The organism is Bradyrhizobium sp. Cp5.3, from assembly GCF_000426265.1.
Taxonomy (GTDB): domain Bacteria; phylum Pseudomonadota; class Alphaproteobacteria; order Rhizobiales; family Xanthobacteraceae; genus Bradyrhizobium; species Bradyrhizobium neotropicale.
In genome coordinates this window covers 1-13,162 of the sequence record NZ_AUFA01000022.1, presented here as the reverse complement: position 1 = coordinate 13,162, position 13,162 = coordinate 1, and the positions used below count along the sequence as shown (strand labels likewise).

At 61.4% G+C, this 13,162-nt stretch carries 15 protein-coding genes; 8 read left to right on the top strand and 7 right to left on the bottom strand.

Translation table 11 applies throughout. The features are described 5' to 3' along the window. Positions 1-7: 7 nt before the first annotated feature. From K289_RS0125860 to K289_RS0125840, 5 genes are all read left to right on the top strand, one after another. Complete coding sequence (locus K289_RS0125860; protein ID WP_051310795.1) at positions 8-952, top strand: LysR family transcriptional regulator; 945 nt, start codon at positions 8-10, stop codon at positions 950-952. Positions 953-1,068: 116 nt separating this feature from the next. Next, the gene (gene leuC, locus K289_RS0125855; protein WP_051310793.1) at positions 1,069-2,460 is read left to right on the top strand and encodes a 3-isopropylmalate dehydratase large subunit; all 1,392 of its coding nucleotides are present in this window, start codon (positions 1,069-1,071) and stop codon (positions 2,458-2,460) included. After that, positions 2,435-3,046, top strand: a complete 612-nt coding sequence (leuD, locus tag K289_RS0125850) for a 3-isopropylmalate dehydratase small subunit (RefSeq protein WP_051310791.1) — start codon at positions 2,435-2,437, stop codon at positions 3,044-3,046. The genes leuC and leuD overlap by 26 nt, the downstream gene beginning before the upstream one ends. Positions 3,047-3,087: 41 nt before the next feature. Continuing rightward, complete coding sequence (gene leuB / locus K289_RS45060; protein WP_371260854.1) at positions 3,088-4,248, top strand: 3-isopropylmalate dehydrogenase; 1,161 nt, start codon at positions 3,088-3,090, stop codon at positions 4,246-4,248. Further along, positions 4,235-5,236, top strand: coding sequence for an ornithine cyclodeaminase family protein (locus tag K289_RS0125840; protein ID WP_245283992.1), 1,002 nt, complete (start codon positions 4,235-4,237; stop codon positions 5,234-5,236). Before leuB ends, K289_RS0125840 begins: the two co-directional genes overlap by 14 nt. A 2-nt stretch (positions 5,237-5,238) precedes the next feature. On the opposite strand, the gene K289_RS0125835 is transcribed toward K289_RS0125840, so the two are convergent. Genes K289_RS0125835 through K289_RS45045 form a run of 4 tightly spaced genes read right to left on the bottom strand, consistent with a single transcriptional unit; the run spans position 5,239 to position 9,042 of the window. Beyond that, positions 5,239-6,234 carry a tripartite tricarboxylate transporter substrate binding protein gene (locus K289_RS0125835; protein WP_063614180.1) on the bottom strand — a complete coding sequence of 332 codons (996 nt, stop codon included), beginning with the start codon at positions 6,232-6,234 and terminating at the stop codon, positions 5,239-5,241. 35 nt (positions 6,235-6,269) lie between these two features. After that, positions 6,270-7,007, bottom strand: coding sequence for an ABC transporter permease (locus K289_RS45055; protein ID WP_198024765.1), 738 nt, complete (start codon positions 7,005-7,007; stop codon positions 6,270-6,272). Between the two features lie 50 nt (positions 7,008-7,057). Continuing rightward, positions 7,058-7,948: an ABC transporter permease gene (locus K289_RS45050; RefSeq protein WP_084788704.1), complete on the bottom strand. Its 891-nt coding sequence runs from the start codon at positions 7,946-7,948 to the stop codon at positions 7,058-7,060. Continuing rightward, the gene (locus K289_RS45045; protein WP_051310785.1) at positions 7,945-9,042 is read right to left on the bottom strand and encodes an ABC transporter ATP-binding protein; all 1,098 of its coding nucleotides are present in this window, start codon (positions 9,040-9,042) and stop codon (positions 7,945-7,947) included. The genes K289_RS45050 and K289_RS45045 overlap by 4 nt, the downstream gene beginning before the upstream one ends. Positions 9,043-9,176: 134 nt before the next feature. On the opposite strand from K289_RS45045, the gene K289_RS0125815 reads away from it, so the two are divergent. The 3 genes from K289_RS0125815 to K289_RS0125805 all read left to right on the top strand — a co-directional run bounded on the left by K289_RS0125815 (position 9,177) and on the right by K289_RS0125805 (position 11,393). After that, on the top strand, positions 9,177-10,211 hold the full coding sequence (locus tag K289_RS0125815) for a PotD/PotF family extracellular solute-binding protein (RefSeq protein ID WP_027554189.1): 1,035 nt from the start codon (positions 9,177-9,179) through the stop codon (positions 10,209-10,211). A 34-nt stretch (positions 10,212-10,245) separates the two neighbouring features. Next, positions 10,246-10,650: a RidA family protein gene (locus tag K289_RS0125810; protein ID WP_027554188.1), complete on the top strand. Its 405-nt coding sequence runs from the start codon at positions 10,246-10,248 to the stop codon at positions 10,648-10,650. A gap of 113 nt (positions 10,651-10,763) precedes the next feature. After that, positions 10,764-11,393, top strand: a complete 630-nt coding sequence (locus tag K289_RS0125805; RefSeq protein WP_027554187.1) for a GntR family transcriptional regulator — start codon at positions 10,764-10,766, stop codon at positions 11,391-11,393. Positions 11,394-11,420: 27 nt separating this feature from the next. On the opposite strand, the gene K289_RS0125800 is transcribed toward K289_RS0125805, so the two are convergent. The 3 genes from K289_RS0125800 to K289_RS48920 all read right to left on the bottom strand — a co-directional run. Continuing rightward, on the bottom strand, positions 11,421-11,819 hold the full coding sequence (locus K289_RS0125800; RefSeq protein WP_027554186.1) for a cupin domain-containing protein: 399 nt from the start codon (positions 11,817-11,819) through the stop codon (positions 11,421-11,423). Between the two features lie 215 nt (positions 11,820-12,034). After that, on the bottom strand, positions 12,035-12,820 hold the full coding sequence (locus tag K289_RS45040; protein ID WP_035685753.1) for a LysR substrate-binding domain-containing protein: 786 nt from the start codon (positions 12,818-12,820) through the stop codon (positions 12,035-12,037). A 10-nt stretch (positions 12,821-12,830) separates the two neighbouring features. Beyond that, the coding region (locus K289_RS48920) for a transposase (RefSeq protein WP_198024764.1) at positions 12,831-13,162 on the bottom strand (332 nt) is incomplete at its 5' end.

The following is a 13,162-nucleotide window of genomic DNA, read 5'->3' as shown; positions in this document are numbered from 1 at the left end:
ACCCGCAATGCGGCAATATACGGGAGCTCCGGAGCCGATCCGGATCAATATCAGCTCCCGCATCGACCTTCTGACGCTCAGACTCTTCGTCGCAATCGTCGAGGAGGGCAGCATTGCGCGCGCCGCAGATCGGGAGGGTATTGCCGCCTCGGCCGTCAGCAAGCGCATCGGGGATCTCGAGCAGGCTCTGCGCACGGAGCTGTTGCTGCGCCATCGCCAGGGCATCGAGCCGACAGCCGCCGGTCAGGCGCTCTTCCAGCATGCGCGGCTCATCATGCGCAATCTGGCGGAGCTGGAGGCGGAGTTCGTCGATTTCTCGGCAGGCACGCGCGGGCAGGTCCGGATCTGGGCCAATGAATCGACGCTCTTTGGTTTCATCCCGGAGCAGCTCGCGGGATTTGCGGAGCGTTATCCGCAGGTTCGTGTCGAGCTGCAATCCAATCTCAGCCCGATGAATATCCAGGCCGTCATGGATAACAGCGCCGACATCGGGATCTTCTCCGGCGATCTGCCCACTGGGGGGCTCGTGGTCCATTCCGGCTTCAAGGACAGGCTCGTCGTCATTGTGCCGGCCGGACACGCGCTGGCAAAACGCGATGGTGTTGGTTTCGCCGAGTTGCTCGGCTACGACCTGATTGAGCAGGAGCCGCGCAGCTCGATCCAGACCCTGTTGTTGAAGAACGCCGGTGAGCTCGGCAACATCCCCCGTTCGCGCGTTCGGGTTGGCGGCTTTGATGCCGTCTGCCGGATGGTGGAGGCCGGTCTCGGACTCGGCATTATCCCCGACCGACTTGCGGCCAAACTCGGTCCCGTGATGGATATCGCGATCGTCGCGTTGGAGGAGACCTGGGCGGTTCGCGAGCACAGGATTTGCGTGCGCAACGATGCCGATATCCCTGTGGCTACTCGCCTGCTGCTTCGCCATCTGCTCGAGGCTGCTCAAGCATCGTGAGCCACGCCGCTCGCTTGGCGAACGACGACTTCCGCCGACCGTTCCGGCTTTCTATCCCAAGACCGAAGCCGCTTCAGGCTTCGCTTGACTGGGAGCCCTGTGTCGTGTCCGGGACGATGTTCGAGAAAATCTGGGACCGCCACACGGTCTACGAGCGGCCGGACGGGCAGACGCTGCTCTATATCGACCGGCACTATGTCGGCGACGATCTGCCGCTCGAGGCTTTCGAGACCTTGCGGCGCAAGGGGCTCAAGGTTCGCAGGCCCGATCTGACCTTCGCCATGCCCGATCACTACGTTTCGACCCGCAGCCGAAGCCTTGCCGATACGGTCGATGCCGAGCGTCGCGAACTGATCGAGGAACTCGTCCGCTTCACTTCGGAGAACGGGATCTTTCTTTTTCCGCTGAGCGATCCCCGGCAGGGCATCGTCCATGTCGTCGGACCAGAGCAGGGGCTGAGCCAGCCGGGCATGACGATCGTCTGCGGGGATAGCCATACCTCGACCCATGGCGCGCTCGGCGCGCTCGGTTTCGGCATCGGTGCGGCCGAGGTCAGCCATGTCTTCGCCACGCAGACGCTCTGGCAGCGCAAGCCGCGCACCATGCGCGTGACGGTGAGCGGTGCGCCTGGGCCAGGCGTGGTCGCCAAGGATGTCGTCATGGGCATCATCGCCCATATCGGCGTTGCGGGCGCGGCCGGCCATGTCATCGAATATGCCGGCAACACCATCCGCGGCCTCACAATGGAAGGCCGTATGACCCTGTGCAACATGTCGATCGAGGCCGGTGCACGGGCGGGGATGGTGGCGCCCGACGCTGCAACATTCGCCTATCTCAAGAAACGCCCCTTCGTGCCGAAGGGTGCGCAATGGGAGAGTGTGGTCGCTCGCTGGACAGCGCTGGCAAGCGAGGATGACGCGGTTTTCGATCGCGCGGTCGCGCTCGACGCCGCCGATTTCGCGCCGATGGTCTCCTGGGGCACGAGCCCCGAAGATGCGGGGCCGATCACCGGACGGGTGCCGGATCCTCGCGCTATCGTCGATCCTGAGCGGCGCGCCAGGATCGAGAAGGGCCTCGCCTATATGGGACTGGACGCCGGCACGGCTCTGGAAGGGCTGCCAGTCAACCGCGTCTTCATCGGCTCCTGCACCAATGGAAGGATCGAGGACCTGCGCATGGCCGCTTCCGTGCTGCAGGGGCGGCGCACGGCAGTGCCGACACTGATCGTACCCGGATCCGGCCAGGTGAAGGCGCAGGCCGAAGCTGAAGGGCTCGACCGCATCTTCCTCGACGCTGGCTGCGAGTGGCGCCATGCTGGCTGCTCGATGTGTCTGGCCATCAACGGCGACATGCTCTCGGAAGGCGAGCGTTGCGCCTCCACCACCAATCGAAACTTCGTCGGACGGCAGGGGCGAGGCTCCCGTACGCATCTCATGAGCCCACCGATGGCGGCGGCGGCTGCCATCTCAGGTCGCCTCGTCGATGTCCGCGAACTGGGTGGAGCATGATCATGGAGCCCTTTACCCGCATACGGCCGTGGCCGCCCCGATTGAGGGAAGCGACATCGACACGGACCAGATCCTGCCGGCCCGCTTCATGCACAAACGTCGCCTCGACTACGGACAGTACTGCTCTCACGACCAGCGGTTTTATTCCACCGGAAAGCCGCGCACCGAGTTCGTGCTCAACCGGCCAGGCTTCCGGAAGGCGGCGATTCTCGTGGCAGACCGCAACTTCGGCTGCGGCTCATCGCGCGAGCAGGCGGTCCACACGCTCGCCGATTTCGGCATCCGCAGCGTCATTGCGGTCAGCTTCGGTGACATCTTCCAGACCAACTGCCTCAAGAACGGCCTGCTGCCCGTCACACTGCCCGCTGAGGCGGTGCGGAGCCTACGCGCCAGCCTTGCGGCTTCTCCTGGCCTTCCGCTCACGGTCGATCTCGAAACCGAGCAAGTGATCGAGAGCGACGGGACCGCGTACGCATTCTCGGTCGATCCGTTCGGCCGAACCTGCCTCCTCGCCGGGCTCGACGAGATCGACTACACGCTGACATTGCTGGATCGGGTCAGCGATTTCGAGAGCGAACAGGAGTGACGCCGCAGTCCGCTCGCGTCCTTTTCATTGGCACATCGGAGATATCCATGAAAATTGCAGTCCTGCCCGGCGATGGCATCGGGCCTGAAGTAACGCGCCAAGGCATCAAGGTCCTGCGCGCCGTCGCGGAGCGATACGGCCTCGCCATCGAACTGAATGAGGCGCTGATCGGGGGCTGCGCCTATGAAGCGCACGGTCATCCCCTGCCGGCCGATACGCTAACGCTTGCGCGGGACGCCGATGCCATCCTGTTCGGCGCCGAGGGCGGCTTCCAGTACGAAGCGCTGCCGCGCGACCTGCGTCCTGGCGACGCACTGCTGACGCTGCGGCGCGAACTCGATCTCTTTGCCAATTTCCGACCGGTCGTCGCATGGCCAGAACTCGCCGACGCCACGACATTCAAACCGGAGATCGTCGACGGTGTCGATCTAGTGATCCTGCGCGAGCTGACGAGTGATCTCTATTTTGGGGAACCGCGCGGTATCGAGATTCTGCCCGATGGCTCGCGCCGTGGCATCAACACGATGAGCTATACGGAAGCCGAGATCCGCCGGATCGCTCATGCCGGCTTCCGCGCAGCGCGGGCGCGCCATGGTAAGCTCTGCTCAGTGGATAAGGCCAACGTGCTTGAGACGATGGAACTCTGGCGGGAAATCGTGACCGATGTCGGCAGCGAGTATCCGGATGTCGAACTGAGCCATCTCTATATTGATGCGGCCGCAATGGCGCTGGTGCGCAAACCAAAAGCGTTCGACGTCATTGTCACCGCCAACTTGTTTGGTGACATTCTCTCCGACGAGGCCTCGATGCTCGTCGGATCCATAGGCATGCTACCCTCGGCCTCTCTTAATGCCTCCGGCAAGGGGCTTTTTGAGCCGGTGCATGGCTGCGCGCCTGATATCGCCGGCCAGAACATCGCCAACCCGCTGGCCGCCATTCTTTCTGTCGCAATGATGTTGAGAATGAGCTTTGGCCATGAGGACGCCGCCTCCGCTGTAGAGGGCGCCGTGCGCAAGACCCTGGCGGAGGGCTATCGCACGTCCGATATCGCCAGGTCTGGCGAAGCAACTATCGGTACGGAAGAGATGGGTGACAGGGTATTGGGCGCCTTCGTAGCTGAACTTGACCTCGCCTTGGTCGAACACGAGGGCACGGGGGCGGGTTCTGGATCCATCTGCCGATCCTCAGTTGGATCTCGCTGAACTGAAACACGAGGAACTCTTGTTGCGTTTTTTCTCCGCGGCCGAGGTCGAGGCCGGTCTCGACTATCCGCGACTGATCGATGCCTTGTTCGAAACCTTTCGGCGCGGCGGCGAGGCGATGCCGGTACGGCAAAGTCATGAGGTGGGAGCATTCGGCGCTCCCGGCCATCTGCTTTTGATGCCGGCCTGGCAGCGAGGAACGGCGCTGGGCGTCAAACTCGTAACCGTCTTTCCGGGGAATGCCTCCCGTTGCCTCGGCGCGGTGTCCTCCCTCTATGTCTTGCTCGATGGCACGACGGGTCAGCCGCGGGCGATGATAGATGGAGAGGCATTGACCAATCGGCGTACAGCGGCCACATCCGCGCGCGCGTCGCGGCATCTCTCTCGCAAGGACGCCCACACGCTGCTGGTCATCGGAACTGGGCGCGTTGCGGCGTCTCTGCCGATGGCGCATCGGGTCGTACGACCGATCAAACGGGTGCTTGTCTGGGGTCGAAATCCACAGCGAGCAGTGGCACTCGCAGCAGCACTCTCGCGGGAAGGATTTGAGGCGCAGGCCGTTGTCGATCTGCCGGCAGCAATTGCCGAGGCCGATATCGTCAGCTGCGCCACGACATCGACCGAGCCGCTGGTCATGGGCAAACATGTCAAGAGGGGAACTCATCTCGACCTGATTGGATCATTCAGGCCGACCATGCGCGAGAGTGATGATGAAGCCGTCTGCCGCAGCCGTGTCTTCGTTGACACCTATGGGGGAGCGCTGGCCGAGGCTGGTGATCTCCTCCAGCCGATTTCGGCCGGCTCCTGGCAGCCTTCTGAGATCTGTGGCGACCTTCACGAGCTCACGCGCGGAGCAAGGCCCGGCCGCATCCACGACGATGAAATCACGCTCTTCAAGTCGGTCGGGGCGGCGCTCGAGGACCTGGCAGCCGCATCGTTACTTGTTGGTATCCCGCTTGGTAATCCGCCTCCGGACCAGCAGTCCTGAGATCATCCCGGGCGGATATTGGCCCGTTCGATCGTGTTGCGCCACCGCGCTTCGTCACCACGGATGAAGGCCTCGAAGTCAGATCCGGTGCGCAGATCGACCTGTGCGCCCTGTTCGGCGAGCCGCCGTCCAAACCCACCGTCGCGGCATGACGCGGTTGCGGCATCGATCAATTCCAGGCGAAGGGGCGGTGGAAGTCCGGCGGGGCCAAGCAAGCCATACCATGTCCCGACTTCGACGCCGGCGACGCCGGCTTCGTTGAGTGTCGGTACGTCAGGCACAGATGGCAGCCGCGTTGACGACGTCACCGCCAGCGCTCGTAGCGCGCCGGCTTGCACTTGCGGCAACAACTGCGGAACGTTTTCGAACATATAGTCGACCTGTCCGGACAGCAGGTCGTTCATCGCAGGGGCGCCGCCACGATAAGGCACATGGACGGCGTCAAACCCGGCCTCGAGCCGGAATAATTCGGCGATGAGGTGGACCGAAGTGCCGATTCCCCGCGATGCAAAACGCAGTTCATAGGGCTTTGATCGCCCGCGGGCGATGAGACCTTTCAGGCTTCGGGACGAGTCCTTTGGATTGACGACCAGCATGCTCGGCACCTCGCAGATCAATGCCAGCGGCGTGAAATCTTGCGCAGCGGAGTAGGGCACCGTCTTCATCAAACTCGGGCCAATGGTGAGAGGGCCGCCCGCCGTAAAGAGCAGGGTACCGCCGTCAGGTGCCGCCTTGGCTACGGCGGCACAGCCGAGCGTGCCGCCTGCTCCACCCCTGTTCTCGACCACGAATGTGGTTCCCACCCTCCTTTGCAGGTCTTCAGCAAGCAGGCGCGCGATGATGTCGGCGGTGCCGCCCGCGGCATAGGGAACAACCACCGTAGCCTGGCGTCTTGGATAAGCGATGGCCTGTCCCTGTCCAGTGGCTAGGAACGCACAGAGCGTCAGCAATCTTCGCCGGCTCAACGTCCCCAGTGAGGAATGGCGGGAAGTCGTCATCGGCGAACTCCGGTATCTGCTGTTGAAGACGATGGTTAGGCCGCCGGCGGCGCCTTCATTCGATGCATTCCCTGAATAGCCAGCGTCACCGCGAATCCAAAGGCGACCAGCACGGAGGAGACCGCAGCCACGACGGGATCGTTGACGTCGTAGAGATACTTGTAGATGGCCACCGGCAGGGTGATCTCGTCACGTTGTGTGATCAGCATCGATATCGTGAATTGGTCAAATGATACGATGAAGCCAAGCACGCTGCCGGCAGCAAGGCCGGGCATGAGCGCAGGGAGCACCACGTGGCGAAAGGTTTGCACGCTCGATGCGCCGAGCAATGCTGACGCCTCCTCTAACTGGGGATTGAGATCGTGGATGCTCACGAGGACCGTACGAAAGAGGAATGGAAAGACGATCACCACATGGGCGAGCAGGACGCCCATGAACGTGTCGATCAGGCCTGGTGGATTGAAGAAGTGCAGCAGGGCGATACCGAGGATCAGGTGCGGCACGATCAGTGGTGAAAGGAACGCGAATTCCACGACGCGCGCTACCGGACGATCTTTCAGGCGTCGAATGGCGAGACCTCCACCGACCGCCAAAAGGGCGGCGATCCCGGTGGTAAGGACTCCGACGACGATGCTGCGGATGGCCGGCAGCAGGAACTGACCGCCTTCCCAGGCCAGCACGTACCATCGCAGCGAGAAGCCGCTCGGTGGAAACATGAAATAGGAGCGGTCGCTGAACGAGAACAGGACGATCACTGCCAGCGGCAGCAGCATGAAGGCGTATGTGACGATAGCGACAATCCGCACCAGCAGCGAAGGTGGGGTCATGCTGCGCCTTTTTCCTGGTAGCTTCGGATGAAGCGGCGCTGAAAACCATAGAGGCAGACCACCGCGAGCAGGAGCACGACGCTGGAGGCGGTCGCACGCGGCAGGTCGAACAAGACCAGGGCGTCCGTATAAATGGTGACCGACAGATAGCGGATGGCGCTGCCACCGAGCATCAGAGGAGTGACGATCGCCCCGAGCATCAGGCTGAAGACCAATACAGACCCGGCGATGAGTCCCGGAATTGTCAGAGGCAGTGTTATATCGAGAAAGGTTTGGACCCTGCCGGCGCCCAGGATGTTTGCCGATTCGAGGAGCCTCGGGTCGAGCCCATCGAGCGATGTTGTCAACGAGAGGATCATGAACGGCAGAAACACCTGTGTGGCGCCGATCACCATGCCCAACAGGTTGCCCGACAATGGCAGCGGCTCGTTGATCATGCCCGTCGCAAGCAGAAGTGAGTTGATCAGGCCGCGGTTCCCGAGCATGAGCAGCCACCCATAACTGCGCACCACGGTGTTGATCAGCAGCGGAGCCGTTACCAGGAAATACAGAAGCGCCCGGCGACGCGGTTGCGCGCTTGAGATATGCAGGGCCACCGGGAAGCCGAATACTGCGCACAGCGCCGTGACCAGGGCGGCGGCCAGAATCGTCTTTCCGAACAGTTCCGCGTATTGAGAAGAGCTGAACAGGGATTGGTAGTTGTCCAAGGTCAGGCCAGTTTGCAACACGCCGAATTCCTGGTGTCGCAGGCTGGCGCCGAACATTTGCATAAGGGGGATAGCGACTAGCGCTATGATCACGGCGAGTGCCGGCACACCCAAAAGCACTGCCATAAGCGTGCCATGGCGGCGTGGTGCGACGGAGCGGCCCGTCGGAAGCGGCGTCATGCTGCCACCGCCATGGGAAGGCAAATCTCGGCACCGCGGATATACGCACAAACCGGCGTGCCGCGTTGCAACGAAAAGCGCGGTCGCCCGATCAGTCTCGCCTTCAATTGTGTCTCGCCAGCGCCTTTCAAAAGAACCAGCGTCGTGCTTCCCTCGTTGATGATCTCGGTGATTTCAGCGGGTAGCCCGCCTCCGCGGCTGGCTGGCTCGAGTTCGACCTGCTCCGGGCGCACCACCAGTCGAAACCGATCGAGCCACGTCGGCTGTTCGATGATGACCGGCGCGGCGCCTGGCCAGTCGTGGACCGTGGCATGACGTCTGTCCGGTCCTATGGCGCTGCAGACGAGAAGGGTGACGTCACCGATGAAATCGGCAACGTAATCGCTTACTGGCCTGCGGTAGATTGCTTCGGGGACGTCGAGTTGTTCGATGCAGCCGTCTCGCATCACCGCAATTCGATCCGAGAGGAAAAGCGCCTCCTCCTGGTCGTGCGTTACGAACAGAAAGGTCATTCCGGTGGCGCGATGGATACGCTTCAGCTCGCTCTGTAATTGCCGGCGCAGTTTGAGGTCCAGGGCGCCGAGCGGTTCGTCGAGCATGAGCAGCGAAGGACGGGTTGCCAGTGCGCGGGCCAGGGCGACACGTTGCTGCTGCCCTCCGGACAGCGCCTTCGGGCGCCGGTCTGCGATATGCGGCAGGCGGATCAAGTCCAGCATCTCGCGGACCCTGTCTGCGATCTCCTGCTTCGGCCTTTTGCCGACCTTCAGTCCGTAGCCGATATTGTCGGCGATGCTCATGTGAGGGAACAATGAATAGCTCTGAAACACCATCCCGAGCCCGCGCCGGCGTGGGCTCTCGTGCGTGACGTCTCGACCATCAATCGTCACCCTGCCGCCATCGCTCGTTTCGAGGCCCGCAATGACCCGCATCAGGGTAGTCTTGCCGCAGCCGGACGGGCCGAGCAGCGTCAGAAACTCGCCGTTGTGGATGTCAAGGTCCACCGTGCGCAGCGCGCGGTAGCTGCCGAACGATTTATCCAGGCCTTTGACGGACACCTTGAGAGGGGCGGGCGGCCTGCTGGGAAGTTCGGACATGGTCACGCAATCCGATTTAAGAAATTTTACAAAACTCTCATCTACACTATTTTCTTGTCAAGATCACATGAGTTGCAGTACGTATTCACATCCAGTGAAATTTTACAATTTTCGGCGTTCGAGAGGTGTTTGTGATGAGGGTGTCGATCAACCGCCGCACAGCGCTCGCCTCGCTGGCGTCTGTCGTGCTGGCTGCTCCCATGCGGCGTCTTTGCGCGCAGGAGGCGAAGCTGTCTGTCAGTTGGTATCCGGGGGTGCTGGGTGCCAACTTCCGTCGTTCCTTTCTGGACACATTTGCCGACAAGGATCGGGTGGTCGTCACCGAGTCCTTCGACAGTCCGCGCTTTACCCAGATGCAAGCGAGCCGGGCCAGGCCTAACACCGACGTTGCGGCTTTCATCGACGTCTTGATGCCGCTGGTTGCCCGCTCCGGTCTCGTGGCGAAGCTCGATCCTGTGCGCATTCCGAACCTTGCGAATGTCGACCCTGCGCTGATGATCTGGGACAGCTTTGCCGTTCCCGCGGCCTACGGAAGTTGGGGGATCGTTTATAATGCAAAACGGGTCAGCAAGCCGATCGTCTCCTGGGCGGACTTGTTGCGCGACGATCTCAAGGGGCGCGTGACGCATCCGAACGTGACATACAATTCGTCGATCTATTCGCTGGACGCGCTCGCCAGTCTTGCGAGTGGAGGCTTGCGGTCTCCCGAGGCAGGAATGAAGGCGATCCGGCAAATTCGGCTATCCGGCCCGGGGCTCTGGGAGCAGGACAGCGTCGCGATCGGATGGCTGAAGACCGAGGAGATCTGGGCCACGCCCTATTTCAGCGGTAGCGTCCTCGCGCTGATGCAGGATAAGGACGTCCCGGACCTGAAGTTTGTGGTGCCGAGCGAAGGGGGGTATGCAGTGCCGCTCAACATCACCAAGGCTGCCAGCGCGCCGAACGATCCCATGGCTGACCGCTTCATCGATCACGTCCTGAGCGATGCCGCCCAAAGTGCCTGGACCCAGAACGGTCGGACGCGCCCTGCCAATCGCAACGTTCCAGTGCCTGCCGAGATCGCGGAAGCCACGCCCGAAATCAGCAAGCTGAGGCGAATCGACTGGAATTATTTCTCGCAGAATCGCAGTGCGCTGGTTGCGAGCTGGAATGATGTCGTGAACCGCTGAAACCCTTTCGTCGAAAATCTCAAGGAAAATCGTAATGTCCAAGATCAATCGGCCCATCAGCGCAGACGTTTCGGAACCCCCCGCGGGCCTTTGGTCGAATTGCCTCGTGGTCGATGGAATCGCCTATCTTTCCGGGATGACCGCGCGCGACAAGTCGATGCAGCCGGTCGGCGGACTCGACGAATACGAACAGGCAAAGATCATCTTCGGCAAGCTCAAAGGGATGGTCGAGGCAGCCGGAGGCGCCATGGCTGATATCGTTAAACTGACGATCTTCGTAACCGACATCTCCAAGCGAGAGTTGGTCTGGCGCGCGCGACGCGAGTCTTTCACCGGTGATTTTCCTGCGTGCTCGCTTGTCCAGGTTGCGGCCCTTGCGGATCCGTCGATTAACGTGGAAATAGAGGGCGTTGCTCACATCGGGGCCAGCCGCGCCTGAACTCGTGGCCGTCCGAAAGTCTGGCCGGGAGTATCCTCATGCGGAGTAGTCGCCCCTCACGAGTGCAAAGCGTTTCGCCGTCTGATCGTGGGGGACGAAAGACGAAGCCAAGCTTGAAGCAGGCTGCGTACGACGAAATTCGCCGCCTGATCGTCACCCTGCAACTGCGGCCGGGGGAGCGCATCAATGAACAGATTGTGAGCGATCGGATCGGGATCGGCAAGACGCCGGTCCACCAAGCCCTGCAGATGTTGAGTGCGCAAGGGTTCGTGCAGATCATTCCGCGCAAGGGCATCAGGATCATGCCCGATACGTTGCATGACGCGCTTGATGTCCTGGAGGCGCGGAGCGTGATCGAGGGCGAACTCGCCCGCTTTGCCGCTCATCGCTCCGATACGCGGATTATCGACCAAATCGAACAAAATCTAGCCCTGGGCCGCCGTGCCATCAAGCAGAAGGATTTCGAGGATTTCACGCAAATCGATCGTAGTTTTCACGAGATCGTGGCCGTCGCAGCCGGCAACATCATTCTTTCCGAGACGCTAAAGGCGCTGCATGACCGAATAGCCAGGATCTGGCACCTGCGGACTTGGAAGCTGGATCATCTGCAGAAGACCCAGGAAGAGCACACGACGGTGTTTCGTGCCATCGCCGCACGGGACGGCGATGCTGCAGCGCTGGCCATGCGCGCGCATCTCGATACGTTGCGCAAGAATATCGTCGACGCGCGCATTGTGACCTGACGCCGCCGCACCAGATGCGGTGGCTCTCTATTTCTTTGCCAGAAAACCGCCGATGGTCTGGTCCGTGTGGAACGTCGGCTTTTCGTAATAGTGCGGGCCGTCGTAGGTCTCGATCAGCAGGCTTCGTTTGCGAGCGAGGGTAGGGCCGTGGGGATGGTCCTTCGGGTTCATGTAGAAAGACCCGGGCAAGAGGACGAGCTTGCTGTCCGTATACTCGTACTCTCCTTCAATGCAGTACATGAACTGGTTGGACGCGTGCGAATGCTTGACAGGCACGCCGCCTCCCTCCTGGAAATCGAGCGCGGCCATGCTCGCGCCCGTTTGCGGATTCTTCCAGAAGAAGTATTGGCGGAAGCCGTAGTCGGGGAAGTCGATCCATTGGTCTGGCGCGACATCCTTGAGCTGGATCAGCAGTTCCTGGGTCATCGGCGTTTCATGGACGCAGTAAAATTTCACTGAAAATACGATACTTCGCAAAACCGGTCAAGCCATTATAGAGGCGAGGGAGCCTGCAGCTGCGCGTAAAATTTCTTGTGGTGCAGTTGCCCGCCGTCATGAATCGCGGCTGGCCGCGGGTGGCTGTCAAGGTGCTCTCGTGGTCGCAAGGCTTGCCGCAGCCTGTTAATTCGTTCGGCTGGCTATCAGGCTAGAAGTTGTTGCCCGCTCATACCCAGAACTTCCGAGGAGGCAATCTGCATCAATCGGCGCGTCAGACGATGCGAGTTGGTCTGCGGCCGGTCGACCATCCAGACGAGGCCGACATGCAACTGGATGCCCGGGACCTCCAGATGAAGTTCGGACAAGTCGGAGAAGTGCCTGGCGAGCGAGCGGGTCAGAAAGCCGATGGAATCGGTGAGCTGCAGCGTGCCGATATTCGTCATCGTGGACGTGGAGTTGATGTTTGTGTGCAGGATGCGTGTGCTGTGGCGTGAAAACGTTGCGTCGATTGCGCCACGCGTCATCGTCGTTGGCGGGGGTAGTACCATCGGAAATTTCTGGATGTCCTGCCAACTCACCTTGCTGCTGCGTTCCAGTGGGTGTCCGCGGCGGGCGACGGCGATGATCTGCTCGTCCATGAGAACCTCGGTTGCGTATTCCGGCCCAAGCGGTGATTGCGGCAGCGTCCCCACGATGATGTCGAATTCGCCCACTCGTAGTCCTGGCAGCAGGGCGTCCATCGTTCCTTCGCGAATGAAGACCGACGTCGACACGTCCTCCTGTTCGAGCTTGGCGATGAAGCGCGGAATGAGATGAACCGCCGCGGCGGGCAACACACCCAGTGAAATGCGGCCCACTCGGCCCTCCTTCATATCGCGGAGGTCTTTTTCGGCATCCGCGATCTTGGCCGTGATATCGCGCGCGCAGTTAATTAGCCGCTGGCCGTATTCAGTCGGTTCGATCCCTCGGCTCGAGCGCCTGAAGAGCACTAGTGGCTCGTCACCGTGATTTTGACTCTTTGGACGTATCTGGATAGGCGCGGCCCAGTTTGGCGCGAGCTTTGTCTGTTGTGAACATCCAGTTGATGCGGGCGCGAGCTTTGTTTCGCTGCCGCTCCCATGCTGCGATCTCATTTCTGAGGTGTTTTGGATCGTCGATTCGGCGGCTGAGACACTGCCCTTGGAGAACGCCGATCTCGATCTCGACCATGTTAAGCCAACTGGCATGTTTCGGGGTGTAGTGGAACTCGAGGCGACGCAGGATACGGCGGGCCTCAGCGGGCGCAAAGGCCTGGTAGAGGGCGCCGGGGGCATGGATCGAGAGGTTGTCTT